This is a genomic window from Scleromatobacter humisilvae (assembly GCF_023231945.1).
In the GTDB taxonomy this organism is placed as follows: Bacteria; Pseudomonadota; Gammaproteobacteria; order Burkholderiales; family Burkholderiaceae_C; genus Scleromatobacter; species Scleromatobacter humisilvae.
The window spans coordinates 23,895-39,037 of record NZ_JAJLJH010000019.1 but is presented as its reverse complement, the minus strand read 5'-3'; the positions used below and the strand labels follow the sequence as shown (position 1 = coordinate 39,037).

The window sequence follows — 15,143 nt, the reverse complement described above, 5'->3', positions numbered from 1 at the left end:
TTCGACATGCCCCAGCTCCAGGCCAGGACGTCGATTTCGCCCGCATGCGTCTTGTCGACGGATTCGCCCTTGAGCGAGCCGATCTTGATGAACATGTCCATTGCCATTTTGATTCTCCTGATCACCATCCCAGCCCTGCAGGCCGGAATTCGCCCCTGTTGGGACTACGCCCCGAAGGGCTGATTGGCCGGCCGCGGTTCCGGGAACCGCGGCGCTCGACTTCGTGCCGCCGCGCGGCTCAGGCCGCCTTGGCGGACGGCAGCTTCGACACCAGGCGCAGGGAGATGCTCATCCCTTCGAGCTGGTAATGCGGCTTGAGGAAGAACTTCGACGTGTAATAGCCCGGGTTGCCCTCGACCTCCTCGACGATCACCTCGGCGGCCGACAGCGGCTTCTGCGCCTGGATCAGCTGGCCCGCGCTCTCCGGGTTGGAGACGACGTAGTTGCCGATCCAGTCGCTCAGGAAGCGCTGCATCGACGCGGCGCTCGCGAACGAGCCCACCTTGTCGCGCACCATGCACTTCAGGTAGTGCGCGAAGCGCGACGACGCGAACAGGTACGGCAGGCGCGTCGCCAGGTTGGCGTTGGCCGTGGCGTCCGGATCGTCGTACTCGGCGGGCTTCTGCAGCGACTGCGCACCGATGAAGGCCGCGAAGTCGCTGTTCTTGCGGTGCACCAGCGGCATGAAGCCGTTCTTGGCGAGTTCGGCCTCGCGGCGGTCGGAGATCGCGATCTCGGTCGGGCACTTCATGTCGACGCCGCCGTCGTCCGTCGGGAACGAATGCACCGGCAGGTTGGGCACCGAGCCGCCGGACTCGACGCCGCGGATCGTCGTGCACCAGCCGTACAGCTTGAAGGCGCGCGTGATGTTGGTGGCCATCGCGTACGCGGAGTTCGCCCACACGTAGCGGTTGTGGTCGGCACCCTCGACTTCTTCCTCGAAGTCGAACGCATCAACCGGGTTGGTCTTGGCGCCATAGGGCAGGCGCGCCAGGAAGCGCGGCATGGCCAGGCCGATGTAGCGCGCGTCTTCCGACTCGCGCAGCGAGCGCCAGGCGGCGTATTCGGAGTTGTCGAAGATCTTGGTGAGATCGCGCGGGTTCGACAGCTCGCGCCACGAATCCATCTGCAGCGTCGTCGGCGAGGCCCCGGCGATGAAGGGGGCGTGCGCGGCAGCGGCGATCTTGGCCATCTCGCCGAGCAGCTCGACGTCGACCGGGCTGTGGTCGAAGTGGTAGTCGCCCACCAGGCAGCCGTAGGGGTTGCCGCCGAGCTGGCCGAATTCCTCCTCGTAGACCTTCTTGAAGATCGGGCTCTGGTCCCAGGCCGTGCCCTTGTAGCGCTTGAGCGTCTTGTGCAGCTCGCCCTTGGTGATGTTCATCACCCGGATCTTGAGCATCTCGTCGGTCTCGGTGTTGTTGACGAGATGGTGCAGGCCGCGCCACGCGCCTTCGAGCTTCGTGAATTCGGCGTGGTGCAGGATCAGGTTGACCTGCTCGGACAACTTCTTGTCCAGCGCCGCGATCAGGCCCTCGATCGTGTTGTAGACGTCGGTGGACACCAGCGCCGTGTCGGCCAGCGCCTGCTGCGCCAGGGTGTGGACGGCGCTCTCGACGGCGGTCTTGGCCTGGTCGGTCTTGGGCTTGAATTCCTTCTGCAGCAGGGCAGCGAAATCGTCGAATTCGGCCATCGCGCCGGCGGCGGCGGACGAATCTTGTTGGGTGGTCATCGGTGGACTCCTCGGGATCTCTGGACGGTTCGGTGGACGCGAGTGCGGACGCGGCGCGTTATTCGGCCGGCTTGTCAGCGGGCTTGGGCGCGGCGGCGAGCGACTTCAGCAGTTCGGGGTTCTTCAGCACGTTGCCGAGCAGTTCCTCCGCACCGACCTTGCCGTCCATGTAGGTCAGCAGATCCTTCAGCTGGGTGCGTGCCTCCAGCAGGTTGTTCAGCGCGCCGACCTTCTTGGCCACCGCTTCCGGCGAGAAGTCGGACATGTTCTCGAACGTGATGTCGACGCTCAAGTTGCCTTCGCCGGTCAGCGTGTTGGGCACCGCGAACGCCACGCGCGGCTTCATCGACTTCAGGCGCTCGTCGAAGTTGTCGACGTCGATTTCCAGGAACTTGCGGTCGGCGACCGGCGCGAGCGGCTCGGCCGGCTTGCCCGACAGGTCGGCCATCACGCCCATCACGAACGGGATCTGCATCTTCTTGTTCGAACCATACAGCTCGACGTCGTATTCGATCTGCACGCGCGGCGCACGGTTGCGGGCGATGAACTTCTGGCTGCTTCCTGACATGACGTTTCTCTCCTGGGGAAAATACGGTCGACTGCTACGGATTAGGAGTCGGATTCGGGTTCTTCGAGGGAGATGCCTCCCAGCATCTCGATGCGGTCACGCGAGTCGGGCATCAATTCCTTGACGATCGCGTTGAAGTCCATCTGGAGGAGCTTGACCGCACGGTCGACGAACATGGGCGCCGGGCTGCTGGGCTCCGACTTGCGCAGGAAAGCTGCGACCTGCTGGAGGATTCTGACCGCATCGGCACGCGAAGCCAAGCCGCCCGAACGAGGGGATTTCCCGCCTCCCGGGACACCCCCTAGTTCGTCGGCAGCGCCTTCGGAAGCGCCGTCGGCAGCGTCTCCCGCCTCGGCCGCGGCCTGGGCATCCTGCTCGGCGTAGAACTCGCCGACGCGGCGGAACGTCTGTTGCAGCAGGTCGAGGTTGGGACGCTGGCCGCTGCGCTCGGCGAACAGCTTGACGATGGCCTGGACGCCCGCCTGGCCGGCGGCGATGCCGTCGCGCTTGTGCTGGTTGGCGGCCGCGTCGCCGGTCTTCCATGCCGCGGCCAGCAGGCCCGCGGCGGGCGCGGTCTGGCCGGCAGGCGGCGTCATGCGGCCCAGCACGTAGTCGAGGTCGCGCACCGTGAAGCGCCCGACCTCGCGCGATTCGACGATGGTCGTGCCGCGCAGCGTGCGCAGCAAGGCCTCGGCGGATGGCGAGCCGTAGGACTGCGCCGGATCGGGCGCCAGGTTCGCGAGCACGTTCAGGCGTTCGATCGGATCGTCGCCCTCGTCGCGATCGAGCATCGGGTACGCCGTCTCCCAGAAGTTCTCGAGCAGCAGCGCGATCAGCTTCAGGCCATCGGCCAGGCCGGGCAGGCCGCGGTTGGCGAGCTCGGCGCGCGCGAGCCACGCGGCCACGCGCAGGTCCTTGGTCTTGCCCAGCAACTCGGTGGCCATCTCGGCGACCTTGCGCCAGTTCGGCTCCTCCGCGCCCACCAGCTCCTGGGTGGACGGATCGATCGTGCCCGGGGTGCCGGCGGCGAAGCGATCGAGCTCGGCGACGCTGGAGTACTCCAGGTCGGGGCCGGCCGGTTCCTCGTCGCTGACGGGACGCGAGAGAGCGTCGAAATCGATCACGATGGCTTGTCTCCGAAACTGGGTTCAGTGTAGTGGTCGAGCATGACGGGGAACATTACGGCGAATTACGCACAAGGGTATGTCCTCACCAGCTCGAACGGTCGCGCGCGGAAGAAGTCACAGCAGGTCCGTCAACGCGCTCGATGACGCCGGCGCGGCGGGCGCGATCAGGTCGACGAACGATGCGGGCGGCGGCAGTGCCGCGAGGCTCATGCCGCGCGCCGGCACGTCGTCGGAGCCGGCGGTGTAGAAGCAGGCGCGCGGACGCGCCGGATCGGCGGCCGCGCCGGCGGGCAGCGCCAGCGCTTCCATCATGCGGTCGAAGTCGGCGATCGGCAGCGTGGGCGCCAGCCCCGCGAGCGCGGCGTCCTCGATGCCCAGCCAGGCTTCGGGCTCGTTGCTGAGCGACGCCAGCCCGGTGGCGCCGGCGTCGGGGAACGCCAGCGTCAGCGGGAAGTAGCGGCCAACGCGATCGACGCTGGCGAAGAACAGTCCGCGCCATCCCATCGGCCCGCAGACGCCCGGCGCGACCTGGAAACGCCAGATCGGCGCCGACAGATAGAGCTCCAGCCAACGCGCGCCCAAGGCCTCGCGCGAGGCCTGCATGCCCTGCTGCAGCCAGTCGTCCCAGGCCGACGTGAACTCCCACGGCAGGCGACGCGTCACGAAGTCGCCTTCGCTCGGAAGCTTGCCGTAGAAGCCGCCGGCCATCTGGGCAGTCTCCTAGCCGGGGCAGCGGAACTGCGCCAGCTCGGGCAGCCGCATCGGATTGCGCACGCTGCCCGATCGCAGCTCGAAGAACACCTGCTTGCCGCCCTCCGCGTAGCTGACGCTCTGGCGTTCCGGCGTACCGCCTTCGACCTTGCCGGCGTCGACGAAGCGGAACAGCGCCCACGGGCCGTCGAAGATCAGCGGCGTCGTCGACGGCTTGCCGCCGATCACGAGCGTCAGCTTGATCTGGCTGGCCGGGCTGAGGCTGGGCCAGGACAGGCGCGCGGCGGCGTTGGTGCCCGGCTTCATCGAGCTGACCTGGCCGTCGATGGACAGCTGCACGTCGGTCACGCCGTCGTCGACGCGCTGCAGCAGCAGGTCGAGCGAGGCCTGCGGATTGGCCGCGCCGCCGGGAAAGAACGCGTCGCGGATCGTCGCGGCGCGCTGGAAGTTGGCGATCGCGGCGGGCGGCAACGCGTCGACGCCGTCGGCAATCTGGATCGGCTTCCAGAGCGGGCCGCTCATGTCCACCATGCCGACGAGCTTGGTCTTGGCGAAGCCGTCGATCACGCCGTTGGGCGCGAACAGCTTGGCGAAGTCGCCCAGCGGCACTTCCTTGGCCACGCCCTTGACGAACGGATAGCGCCCCTCGACGGCCGGCTTGCACCAGCTGCCGACCTCGCCCGCCGCGGCCGCCTTCACCGCGGCCGCGCCGGCGCCGGCCGACTGCGCGCCGCTGCGCGAGATCAGTCCGTTGAGCAGGTTGCTGACCGGCGGCGGCATGCGGTCGGCCTCGCTCTTGATGCGGGCGACGATCAGCGCATCCGACGTGACCGGCGCGCCGCGCTTGATCGCCTCGTCGGTCGCGCGCAGCTGCACCTCGTATTCCTTCAGCACGCCCAGCGTCGCGTCGAGCGGCACGGGCTGGCCGGCTGGACCGGCGACGACGCGCTGCAACTGCTCGAAGTGCGCGTCGACCACGGCCTCGGGCTTGGCCGCCGGCTGCGCGCTGGCGGCCGGCGTGCCCATCAGCTTGTCGGCGGTGCTGCGCATCGCGGCGGTGGCCTTGTCCAGCAGGCCCGCGGCCGCGGCCTCGGCCGACCTGTCGTTGCCGGTGGCGAGCTTGGTCTCCTTGGCCACGCCATTGAGCAGCAGCTTCAGCGGCGAGTCGCCCGCGGACAGCAGCGTGATTGTCTGGATGCTGCCCTGCAGGCTGGACGACTGGATCAGGCGCAGGTCGCCCAGCAGGTCGTCCCAGCTCTTGATGTATTCGTTGAGATACAGCTGCTGCACCTCGGTGAGCGTGGTGGCCATGCGCGCCACGCCCGAGCCGTTGGACGAGGTGCCCAGCACCCAGGCCTCCTCGTCGCCCAGCTGCTTGACCAGCAGCGGCGCCTGCGCGCGGAAGCCCTTGTCGTAGCCGGCCACCGTGAACAGCGCCGGCACGCCCTGCGACAGCGGTGCGCCCGAGGCGCGCGTGAAGACCAGCGCCGCCTGCGGGCCGCCGGCATCGGTGACGCGGAAGTCGGGCACGCCCTCGACGCCGATGCGCTTCAGCCGCGAATAGGTCCGCTGCGCGAGCGACGCCGCGGCCAGCTGCGTGCGCACCTGCTGCACCAGCGCCTGGTCCTGCGGCAGCACCATCTCGAGCGGCAGCTGGTCGAGCGCCGCGCCGAGATGCGCGAGCAGCGACGCGCGTTGCAGCTGCGTGATGTCGCGCGACAGCGTGCGATCCCAGTCGGCGGAGATCCAGGTCTTGACGTCCGCCGCCTTCAGGTGCGCCGGGTCGTACAGCATCACGTAGGTCTTGAGCGCCTCGTAGCGCACCTCGGGCGAATTGGCCTCGCGGATCTGCTGCTCGAGGCGCAGCGCGATGCGGGGCAGGAAGACATCGCGCAGCAGGTTCAGGTAGGCGCGGTCGGCCTGCGTGCCCAGCTTGCCACTCTGGCTCAGGCCGAAGGCGCGCGACATCGGCACGCCGGCGTCGCGATCGGCGTAGCCGGTGGGGATGTTGCGCGCGGCGTCGAGCACCGGCAGCACGGTCGTGACGTCGCCGGTGGGCAGCGGCGGCACCGCGGCCACCTGCTTCGTGACCTCGGCCGAGGCCTCGGCCACGTCCTTGATCAGCACCTGGTTGCGTACGAAGCTGATCGTCCAGCCCACGATCAGCAGCAGCGACAGCAGCGCCAGCAGCGAATACAGCGCGAGCGCGACGCGGCCGCGGCGCTTCTCGATGACGGCGCTGCGTCCGCTGATGTCGGACTCCGCGAAGATCACGCCGCGCAGCAGGTGCGTGAGGAAGTAGCTGCGACCCGACGACGACGCCGGCGGCAGCACCTGCCGCTCGAGCCCGTAGACGCGCGAGATGTTGCCCAGCACGCGGTCGAACGGGCTGCCCTCCTGCGTGCCGCTGGTGAAGTAGACGCCGCGCACCATCGGCTCCTCGGTGAACGCGGAGCTCAGGAAGGCCTCGTCGAGGAAGGCCTTGAGCATGTCGCGCAGGCCCGCGAACTGCTGCGGGAACGCGAACAGCGTGGCGCGCCGCTGCGGGTCGCGCTCCTCTTCCATGCGCGTGGTCAGGCGCGCGTTCAGGCGCGCGACGAGCGCGTCGAACTCGCCCGCGAACGTCGCGCCCAGGTTCGCGCCTGCGGGCAGCGGGAAGTCGAACGTCGTGCCCCACACCTGCGCGCGCGCCTCGCGGCCCAGGTCGCCGAAGAACTCCGCGAAGCCGGCCAGCAGGTCGCACTTGGTGACGACCACGTAGATCGGGAAGCGCACGCCCAGCGTCGAATACAGCTCCTGGATGCGCGCCCGGATCGAGCGCGCGTACTCATCGCGCTGCGCCGACGACGACGTGAACAGGTCGGACAGGCTCACCGTGACGATCGCACCGTTGAGCGGCTGCGCCGGGCGGAACTTCTTCAGCAGCGTGAGAAAGCCCGTCCACGCCGCGGCATCGACCTCGCGATTGCTGCTCTGCGTCGTATACCGCCCGGCGGTATCGAGCAGCACGGCCTCGTCGGTGAACCACCAGTCGCAGTTGCGCGTGCCGCCGATGCCCTTGACGGCGTCCTTGCCCATCTTGCCTTCGAGCGGAAAGCGCAGGCCCGAGTTGACCAGCGCCGTCGTCTTGCCCGAGCCCGGCGCGCCGATGAACATGTACCAGGGCAACTGGTACAGGTAGTTGCGGCCGCTGCCGGACTTGTCCTCGAAGCGCGCCTTGCGCAGCGTGGCCATCGCGTCGTCGAAGCGCTTCTTGAGCTCGGCGACCTCACGCTGCGACAGCGCCGAGTTGCTGGACGCGCCCTCGCCCATCGCCGCCAGCATCGCCTTGTTGGCGCGCCACGCGCGGAACTGCTTGAGGCCCTCCACGAGCGCGAAGACCAGCCAGACCAGGACGATCAACCCGATGCGCGCGCCGGCCGAACCGAGCGGCCGATGGTCATAGAACGCGATCGCGTCGCCGACGAACCAGATCAGCAGCGACACGACCAGCAGGCCGATGAACGCCAGCACCCAGCGATTGGCGAAGAAGCTCTTGAGCTTTGCCCACATGTTGTTCGGTTCTCCGCCCGGTTATGCGCCGGTGCGCAAGGTGATCTCGACGCGGCGATTGCGCGCGCGTCCTTCCGGCGTGGTGTTCGGCGCCAGCGGCTTGCTGTCGGCCAGGCCCTCGGCCTTGATCGCGTGGTTCTGCACCGTCTGCCCCAGCAAGGTGGCGACGCCGCGCGCGCGCTCGAGCGAGAGCTCGTAGTTGGACGGGAAGCGCAGCGAACGCCGGGTCGGCTGGTTGTCGGTGTGGCCGCTGACGGTGACGACGCCCGGCACCTGGTTGATCGCCGCGGCGATGCGGTTGATCACGGGCACCAGCTCGGACTTGATGTCGGCGCTGCCCGGGTCGTAGAACTTGTCGCCGTGGATGATGACGTGGCTGGACGTCGCGTCCTCCTCGACGTCGACCTGGCCGTCCAGGATCTCCTGCGCGAGCAGCGGCTTCAGGCGCGGCGCGGCCGGCGGCGGCGGGGGCGGCGGCGCGCGCTTGAGGTCGCCGACGTCCGAGTGGATCGCCGCGAGCTGGTGGAAGACCGGGTCGGACTTCGAGGCCAGCAGCAGCGCGAAGACCAGGTACAGCACGAACAGCAGCAGCGCCACGGCCGCCAGCACGATCCACGCGGACAGCCGCCGCACGAGCGGCTTGGCCACACGCTGCACGCCGCGCCACTTGCCCGACAGGTCGCGCTCGAACTCGCCGCGCTCGCGCCGGATCACGTTGTGCAGCCGGTCGCGCACGACGTCGAGCTGCTGGCGCCCGTTCTCGATGACGCTGTAGCGCCCCTCGAAGCCGAGCGCGATGCACACGTACATCAGCTCGAGCAGGTCGATGTTGCGACGCGGATCCTCCATCGCCTTCTCGAGCAGCTGGAAGAACTTCTCGCCGCCGAAGCCCTCGCGGTGCAGCGTCACGAGCAGGCTCTGCTGCACCCACTCGGGGCTCGCGCCCCAGGGCATGTTGGCGACGGCCTCGTCGATCACGGTGCACAGCGCGTAGCGGCTGATCAGCACGTGCTCGGGCGTCGCGCCCGCGGCGCGCGCGCGCGTCTCGAACTCGGTGATCGCGCGCAGCAGGTAGTCGCGCAGGCCGGCCGGGTCGGCGTGGCGCAGCGAGCGCCGGATCGTCGGCACCGTGTTGAGCAGCACCGACGCGTTGGCCACCAGCGGGTTCAGGCCGACCGGGCCGGCGGCGTCCTCGACGTCGGCCAGCACCGCCGACGCATCGAGCGTCATCGCCTGGCCCGCCATCGGTGCCTGGGCCGCCGCGCGGCGGCCGCCCGGCTTGGGGATCATGATCGTGGCTTCCGAATCGTCCGGCGGCGGGGGCGGCGTGCCCGGCTGGCCTGGGTAGGGAGGTTGGGTCATGATGCGATCGATCGAAGGACGCTCAGGGTTTCAGGGCCCAGAGCTCGAGTTGGAGGCCGGGGAAGTCGCCCGCGATGTGCAGCGCGATCACCTTGGTGACGTCGAGCTGCTTCCACAGGTCGCCGCTGCGATCGAGCTGGAAATAGGTATACCCCGCGTAGTACGGCATGCGCGGCGGCGCCATCGGCAGCGGCTCGACGTCGATGCCGGGCAGGTGCAGCCGCACCAGGTCGCGGATCTTGTCGGGCGGCCCGATCTTGACCTGCGGCGGAAAGCGGCCGCGCACGTATTCGGCCGGCCGGTCGGCGTTGACGCACAGCACGAACTGCGCGTTGTGCAGCAGGTCGACGTCGGGCACCATGCCCGTGTACAGGCCGGCGGCGCGCTCCTGCAGCGGGATCGGCACCGCGTTCGGGTTGATCACCTCGGTGAGCAGCTCGCGGATGTCGAACATCAACGGCTCGAAGGTGTTCTTCAGGTCCTCGTGGCGATAGATGGCCTGCACGCGCGCGCGGCGCCTGCGACGGTCGCTGAAGGTGGAGAACTCGCCGGCCGCCTGCACCAGCACCGTGTAGAGCGCCTCGGGGTGCAGCGACTCGCGCTCGCCGAGGTGCGTGAGCCACGGGTCGTAGCGGTTGGCGACCTGCAGCATCATGAAGTCGCCGATCTCGCCGACGCCCTTCTGCTGCGACTGGTTCAGGCGCGCGGCCAGCGTGTCGGCGCGATGGCGCACCAGGTTGCGCGCCTCGATCAGGAAATCCTGCAGGCGCGAGCTGCCGCGGCAATCGAGCGCCGGCGCGATGAAGCTCTCGTCGAGGATCAGCTGCCCGGTGCTGCGGCGTTCGACGATGCGCGCCACCGCGATGCTGCAGAAGCCCGAGCGCGGATCGTCGTCCAGCATCAGGCGCAGGTTGAGCTGCCCCAGCTTCATGTCGGCCGGATCGCCGACGCCCAGCACGTTGTCCTCGACGCGCAGGTCCTGGCCGACGAAGCGCGCGAGCGCGGTGGACGGACCGGCGTCGACCGCGAACTCCGGCATGCCCGAGCGCACCAGCGGCAGCGCCAGGTGCACCAGCGTTTCCTTGACCTCGGTGCCGATCTCGAGCGCCAGCGGCGCGGCGTATTCCTCGGGGATGGAGAACGGCGTGCCATCGGGCATGACGCCGCGCGCGGCCTTGATCGAGAGCCGTCCGATCTTGAGCGCCTCGTCGTCGAGCCGCAGGCTGGTGAAGCCCCAGCCCGGCGCGAGCAGGCCGGCCGCGCGGGACTCGACGAGCATCTCGACGGAGCGTTCGAGTTGCTGGAAATGCTGCGGCCGCAGGAACAATCCCTCCGACCAGATGACGCGCTTTCGGCTCATGCTCTTGTTGTCGTGAGAACCGGCGCAGGGGCGACGCGCGGGTTCATGTTGACGACCCGGAACGTCGCGGGGCCGCAGCAAATGTACACGTATTCATTCGGCGCGCCGAGGGTAGAAAACCGCAGTTTCCCCTCGTGAGGACCGCGGCGAGCGCGCGCGTTCGCATCGGGTTTCAACGCCAGCTGCCGGCGAGTTCGCCACCGCCTGCGGCGATCGACTGCCAGCCCGAGACGCGCGCTTCAGGCACGCGGCGCTCGCTCTGCAGCGTGATCAGGCCGGCCGCCTGCAGCACGTCGACGTCGCGCTCGCCGAGATACGCCTCGGCCACCGCCTGCAGGCGGGGCTCTTCGCCGCTGCGGTCGATGAAGGCCGGGAGGTCGGCGAGTTGCACCCGCGTCTCGACGCCGCCGTCGACGTCGCCTTGCGCCAGCAGCAAGGCGGCGTCCAGCGCGGCGCTGCGCCAGACGAGCGCGTCGTGCAGCGACAGGGTGGAGGCATCGGCCAGTTCGTCGAACGGAAACGCCGACACCGGCTCGTTGCGCGGACCGTACGGCAGGCGCGCGAGCAGGCGCGGGAAGGTCAGGCCGACATGCCGCGCGAGCGCGCTCTCGCGCAGCGCCCGCCACACGCGCGACTCGTTGGCGGCCAGCACCTGCGCGTCGTCGCTCGTGGCCACGGCAGCGAGCGCCGGCGCGGCGCCGGCGAGCAGCACGGCGCCCTGGGCCGCGGCCACGGAGGCCAGGCCGCCCAGCAGCGACAACTCGACCAGGCTGGGCCCGAACTCCTCCAGGCTGACGACGACATCGCAGCCCCGGCCATCGCCGTTCAACACCGCGGCGAGCGCGGCCCGCGCCGGCTCCGCGGCGACGGCGCCGAGATCGGCCAGCAGCTCGTCGGCCCGGCAGTCGAACAGCTCGAGGCGCACCTGGCCATCGGCCATGTCGAGCTCGCGCACGAAGCGGTCGACCGCGCGCCACGCGCCTTCGAGACGACGCCAGGCCGGATCGCGCAGCACGTGGCGCAGCAGCGCGGAGACGGCAGGTTCGTCGACGCGCGTTGCGGGGGCCGGCGTCGCGGCGACGAGCTGATCGCCCACCAGCTGGCGGATGAAGCGATCGATGGCGCCATCGGCCGTGGACGACGGCGTGGCGGCCAGCGCGGGCGCGCCCGCGGGCAGGTCGCCGCCCAGCAGGCGCTTCATCATCGCGGCGGCGTCCTCCGCGCCGTCCTCGCGCGCGGGCGCAGGCGGGGGCGACGCGCTCGCGCTGGCCCGCGCGGGCAGGCGCGCCAGCACCGCGTCGGCGGAGAAGTCGTCCATGGACTCGAGCGCGATGCGCAGCGCCACGCCGGCCTCGTCCTGCAGGCCGTCGATCTCGGCGACCGGCGCGATGCGGGCGAAGACACTGTCGAAGTTGTCGATGTCGATGCGCACCGGCCGCCGCTCGGCCAGCGGCTGGCGGCGCGCGCGCGGCCGGCCCGATAAGTCGCCCAGCACGACGACTCGGAACGGCGCCGCGTCGTCGCCGTCGTCGTCGCTGCGCTGGCGGCGCGGCGACGGCAGGTGTCCGATGTTCAACTCGATAGCGGGCATGGCGGCGCTCCTTCGTTGGCCGGCGCTCAGCCGAGACTCTGGGCGACGAGCCGCCCGTCGGCGATCGACCACGCATGCGCCCGCGTCGGCTCCTCGCCCTCGGCGAAATAGAAGTCGACCGGCCCGAAGAACGCGGCCAGTTGCTGCTGCGGGCAGGTCGGCAGGTAGCTGCGCATCACCCGCGGGTCGTAGAAGCGGAAGAACAGCGACTCCATGTCCGGCCCGTAGACGTGCACCTGCTGGCGCACGTGCCGCCACAGCGCGGGCAAGGCGAGCTGGCTGGTGAGGAACACGCCCCAGTTCTGGCCCCAGCCCTCGGCCAGCAGCCGGCGCGTGAAGGCGGCGCTCGGCTCGAGTTCGATCAGGTAGGGCGCGACGGTGGCCATGTCCGGCTCCAGCTGGCCGGTGAACAGGCAGCGCCAGCGAGGCGCATGGTCGGCGTACAGCGCCTCGAGCAGGCTCGGGTTCTGCGCGCCATCGAGGATGACGTAGGCGGGCATGTCGCCGGCCTCTTGCCACAGGCGCGTCTGCACGGCCGGCGGCATGGGAAGGGAGCGTTCGGACATGGGTTCCAGTCTTCAGGGAATCGTGTGCGTCATCTGGCCTTCGACCTGGATGCTGATCTGGCCAGCCCAGTTGCACATCAGCATCGAGCTCTTGTTCAGCGCGGGCTGGTTGGCCAGCATGACCGTCGGCGAGCCGGGCACCCATGGCGACGGCGTCACCGGGATGCAGGGCATCGGCGTCAGCACGCCCAGCGCCGCGGCCGTGGCGGCGGCCACCATCGGATTGGCCGGCGACTGGCACATGCCGAACGGCATGATGTTGACCATCGGCACGTGATCCATGATGTTGGCCGCGGGGACGTTGGACGTGTTGACCATCTTGATGGGCAGCACGGCCAGGCTGCTGGGCGCCATGCCCATGGTGCATTGGAGCAAGGCACCGTGACAAACGTGATTGGGCATCGTGTTCTCCTGGTTCGCAGGGAAAGGCGTCAGCCCGGGCAGGACGACGACACGAACGGCGCGCCGGTCTTCGCGGCCGTCAGGAAGCTGCTGGCCTTGGGCGAGAAAGCCGTCGGCGCCGTCGGCGCGGCGGGCTTGTCGACGGCCGCGCCGCCTTCGCTGGTCATCGCGTCCTTGCCGGCCTTGGGCGCCTGCGGGCTGATCGCGCTGCCCGAGCCCTTGCTGCCGCCGGAGTTCACGTTGACCATGATGCCCTTGATGTCGACCCCGGCCGGGCTCAGCGTCACGAAGTTGCCGCCGCACACGAGCGAGACCATCGTGCTCGACTCCAGGACGATCTTGGACGTGGCCTTCAGGTGAATCTCCTGCCCGCCGTCGACGAGGACGGCCGAGCCGCTCTTGAGGTGGACGTCCGACGCCACGTCCATCGACAGCTTGCCGCCGATCTTCTCGTTGTGGTCGCCGGTGGTCTGCACGTGGTGGTCGCCGTCGAACTTGGCGAACGCGTCGGCCTTCACGTAGTGGTGCGACTCGTTGCCGATCCACAGCTTGTGGTCGTTGAGCACGCGGGTGTCGAAGTTGTACTGCGCCTGCAGGTAGATCTGCTCGGCGCCGTCGGTGTCGTCGAAGCGCAGCTCGTTCCACTTGCCGGCCACGCTCTTGCCGCTGGAATCGATGCTCAGCGACTTCAGGCCCGTGTAGGACGCGCCGGCCGGCAGCTTGAACGGCGGCGTGTTCTCGGCGTTGTGCACGCGGCCGATGACGACGGGCCGGTCGGGGTCGCCCTCGAGGAACTGCACCAGCACCTCCTCGCCGACGCGCGGCATGTTCTGGAAGCCGTAGCCCTTGCCGGCCCACGGCGTGGACACGCGGGCCCAGCACGAGTCGCTGCCGTAGCGATCCCAGAAGAAGCGCACCTTGATGCGGCCGAGGTTGCCGCCGGTGCTGGCGTCGCTGTCGTTGCGGAAGTCGGCGACGACCAGCGCGGTCTGCGTGCCCGTGATGACCGGCTTGCGCGTGGTGCGCAGCGTGCGGAACTGCACCGACGACGGGATGGCCTCGAACTCGCACGTGAACGAGCCGCCGTCGCCGCCGCCGCTGGCCGCGAGGTTGTTGACCGCGACGAAGGAATGGCCGATCACCAGGTACTCGCGGTTCAGCGCCGCCACCCCGTGGTCGACGACCTTGACCTTGAAGCCGACCTGCAGCCGGCGCTCCGTCGCCTTGCCGTGCGCGATCGAGTAGCGGCTCGCGAGTTCCTCGCCGCGGATCGTCGCGTAGGTGGTCGCCTGCGCGCCGGTGGTCGTGCCGATCGGGTGGTCGAACACCTCGAAGCCGGCGTTGTCGTGCGACTTCGGATTGGCGCTGACCGAGGCGATCTGCGTGTTGGGCGTGACGTAGTTGTAGTCGCCGGTGGCGAACGAGCCGGCATGCACCTTCGAGACCAGCTCGAGGCTGCCGAGCGTCGCGTCGGCGAAGCCGGGGCCGGCGAACTCGAGCTGCGCCAGGTTGGGCGTGGCCTGCTGGTCGCCGAGCGCGTTCAGCAGCTTCATCGTGTGCTTGCCGTTGTCGTGCGTGAAGTAGTAGTAGATGCCCGCGTGCTCCATCAGCCGGCTGACGAAGTCGAAGTCGGACTCGCGGTACTGCACGACGTAGTCGCGCGTCTCCGTGCTGCCGACGCTGCTCTCGACCCCCATCAGCGTGTCGTTCTTGAGCTGCGCCATCACCAGGTCGCCGATCGCGGTCTGCGAGAAGATGCGGCTGTTGGCCGAATGCCCGAGGAACCACAGCCCCGGGTTCAGCGTGACGAGATACAGGTACCCCGTATTGCCCTTGAACGCCGGCGTGCGCACCGCGCCCTGGATGACGAAGCGCGTGACGTAGCCGTTGAAGTAGCGCTGCGACGAGCCGTCGGTCATCTCCAGCTGCACCGTGGCGTTGGTGCCCAGCATCTTCTCGGGCGCGATGTCCGAGCGCTCCGACAGCAGCTCGAGCTGGTATTCGTAGGGCCGGCCCAGTTCCTCGCGCCCGGTGAAGCGCTGCACGACGAAGACGTCGGCGCCGGCGGCGGTGGAGATCTCAAGCAGGCGGCTCATGGCGATTTCCTTTGTTCCGTGGGGCACGGCCTCTGGCGGACGGAGACCACGAGGTTGCCGCCCTCGTCGACGATGCGGG

General features: G+C 69.4%; 12 protein-coding genes. All 12 read right to left on the bottom strand.

The window, feature by feature from the left end:
- Positions 1-107: type VI secretion system tube protein Hcp (locus tag LPC04_RS28815; protein ID WP_275684739.1), on the bottom strand; the 107-nt coding region annotated here is incomplete at its 3' end.
- 131 nt (positions 108-238) lie between these two features.
- Positions 239-1,729 carry a type VI secretion system contractile sheath large subunit gene (tssC, locus tag LPC04_RS28810; protein WP_275685787.1) on the bottom strand — a complete coding sequence of 497 codons (1,491 nt, stop codon included), beginning with the start codon at positions 1,727-1,729 and terminating at the stop codon, positions 239-241.
- Between the two features lie 58 nt (positions 1,730-1,787).
- A complete protein-coding gene (gene tssB, locus LPC04_RS28805) occupies positions 1,788-2,297 on the bottom strand; it encodes a type VI secretion system contractile sheath small subunit (protein ID WP_275685786.1) in 510 nt (169 codons plus the stop codon).
- Between the two features lie 41 nt (positions 2,298-2,338).
- On the bottom strand, positions 2,339-3,421 hold the full coding sequence (gene tssA, locus LPC04_RS28800) for a type VI secretion system protein TssA (RefSeq protein ID WP_275685785.1): 1,083 nt from the start codon (positions 3,419-3,421) through the stop codon (positions 2,339-2,341).
- A 117-nt stretch (positions 3,422-3,538) separates the two neighbouring features.
- Positions 3,539-4,132 carry a type VI secretion system-associated protein TagF gene (gene tagF, locus LPC04_RS28795; RefSeq protein ID WP_275685784.1) on the bottom strand — a complete coding sequence of 198 codons (594 nt, stop codon included), beginning with the start codon at positions 4,130-4,132 and terminating at the stop codon, positions 3,539-3,541.
- Positions 4,133-4,144: 12 nt separating this feature from the next.
- On the bottom strand, positions 4,145-7,687 hold the full coding sequence (gene tssM / locus LPC04_RS28790; protein ID WP_275685783.1) for a type VI secretion system membrane subunit TssM: 3,543 nt from the start codon (positions 7,685-7,687) through the stop codon (positions 4,145-4,147).
- 21 nt (positions 7,688-7,708) lie between these two features.
- A complete protein-coding gene (gene icmH / locus LPC04_RS28785) occupies positions 7,709-9,049 on the bottom strand; it encodes a type IVB secretion system protein IcmH/DotU (protein ID WP_275685782.1) in 1,341 nt (446 codons plus the stop codon).
- 22 nt (positions 9,050-9,071) lie between these two features.
- The gene (gene tssK / locus LPC04_RS28780) at positions 9,072-10,409 is read right to left on the bottom strand and encodes a type VI secretion system baseplate subunit TssK (protein WP_275685781.1); all 1,338 of its coding nucleotides are present in this window, start codon (positions 10,407-10,409) and stop codon (positions 9,072-9,074) included.
- A gap of 172 nt (positions 10,410-10,581) precedes the next feature.
- Positions 10,582-12,000 carry a type VI secretion system contractile sheath domain-containing protein gene (locus tag LPC04_RS28775; protein WP_275685780.1) on the bottom strand — a complete coding sequence of 473 codons (1,419 nt, stop codon included), beginning with the start codon at positions 11,998-12,000 and terminating at the stop codon, positions 10,582-10,584.
- A gap of 26 nt (positions 12,001-12,026) precedes the next feature.
- The gene (locus LPC04_RS28770) at positions 12,027-12,566 is read right to left on the bottom strand and encodes a DUF4123 domain-containing protein (RefSeq protein WP_275685779.1); all 540 of its coding nucleotides are present in this window, start codon (positions 12,564-12,566) and stop codon (positions 12,027-12,029) included.
- Between the two features lie 12 nt (positions 12,567-12,578).
- Entirely contained in the window at positions 12,579-12,968 is a 390-nt protein-coding gene (locus LPC04_RS28765) for a DUF4280 domain-containing protein (RefSeq protein WP_275685778.1), read from the bottom strand.
- Positions 12,969-12,997: 29 nt separating this feature from the next.
- Entirely contained in the window at positions 12,998-15,064 is a 2,067-nt protein-coding gene (locus LPC04_RS28760) for a type VI secretion system Vgr family protein (protein WP_275685777.1), read from the bottom strand.
- Positions 15,065-15,143 lie beyond the last annotated feature (79 nt).

Coding starts and splice junctions, on each gene's coding strand:
- tssC (WP_275685787.1), bottom strand. CDS start 1,729: ATGACCACCCAACAAGATTCGTCCGCCGCCGCCGGCGCGATGGCCGAA.
- tssB (WP_275685786.1), bottom strand. CDS start 2,297: ATGTCAGGAAGCAGCCAGAAGTTCATCGCCCGCAACCGTGCGCCGCGC.
- tagF (WP_275685784.1), bottom strand. CDS start 4,132: ATGGCCGGCGGCTTCTACGGCAAGCTTCCGAGCGAAGGCGACTTCGTG.
- tssM (WP_275685783.1), bottom strand. CDS start 7,687: ATGTGGGCAAAGCTCAAGAGCTTCTTCGCCAATCGCTGGGTGCTGGCG.
- icmH (WP_275685782.1), bottom strand. CDS start 9,049: ATGACCCAACCTCCCTACCCAGGCCAGCCGGGCACGCCGCCCCCGCCG.
- tssK (WP_275685781.1), bottom strand. CDS start 10,409: ATGAGCCGAAAGCGCGTCATCTGGTCGGAGGGATTGTTCCTGCGGCCG.
- LPC04_RS28775 (WP_275685780.1), bottom strand. CDS start 12,000: ATGCCCGCTATCGAGTTGAACATCGGACACCTGCCGTCGCCGCGCCGC.
- LPC04_RS28770 (WP_275685779.1), bottom strand. CDS start 12,566: ATGTCCGAACGCTCCCTTCCCATGCCGCCGGCCGTGCAGACGCGCCTG.
- LPC04_RS28765 (WP_275685778.1), bottom strand. CDS start 12,968: ATGCCCAATCACGTTTGTCACGGTGCCTTGCTCCAATGCACCATGGGC.
- LPC04_RS28760 (WP_275685777.1), bottom strand. CDS start 15,064: ATGAGCCGCCTGCTTGAGATCTCCACCGCCGCCGGCGCCGACGTCTTC.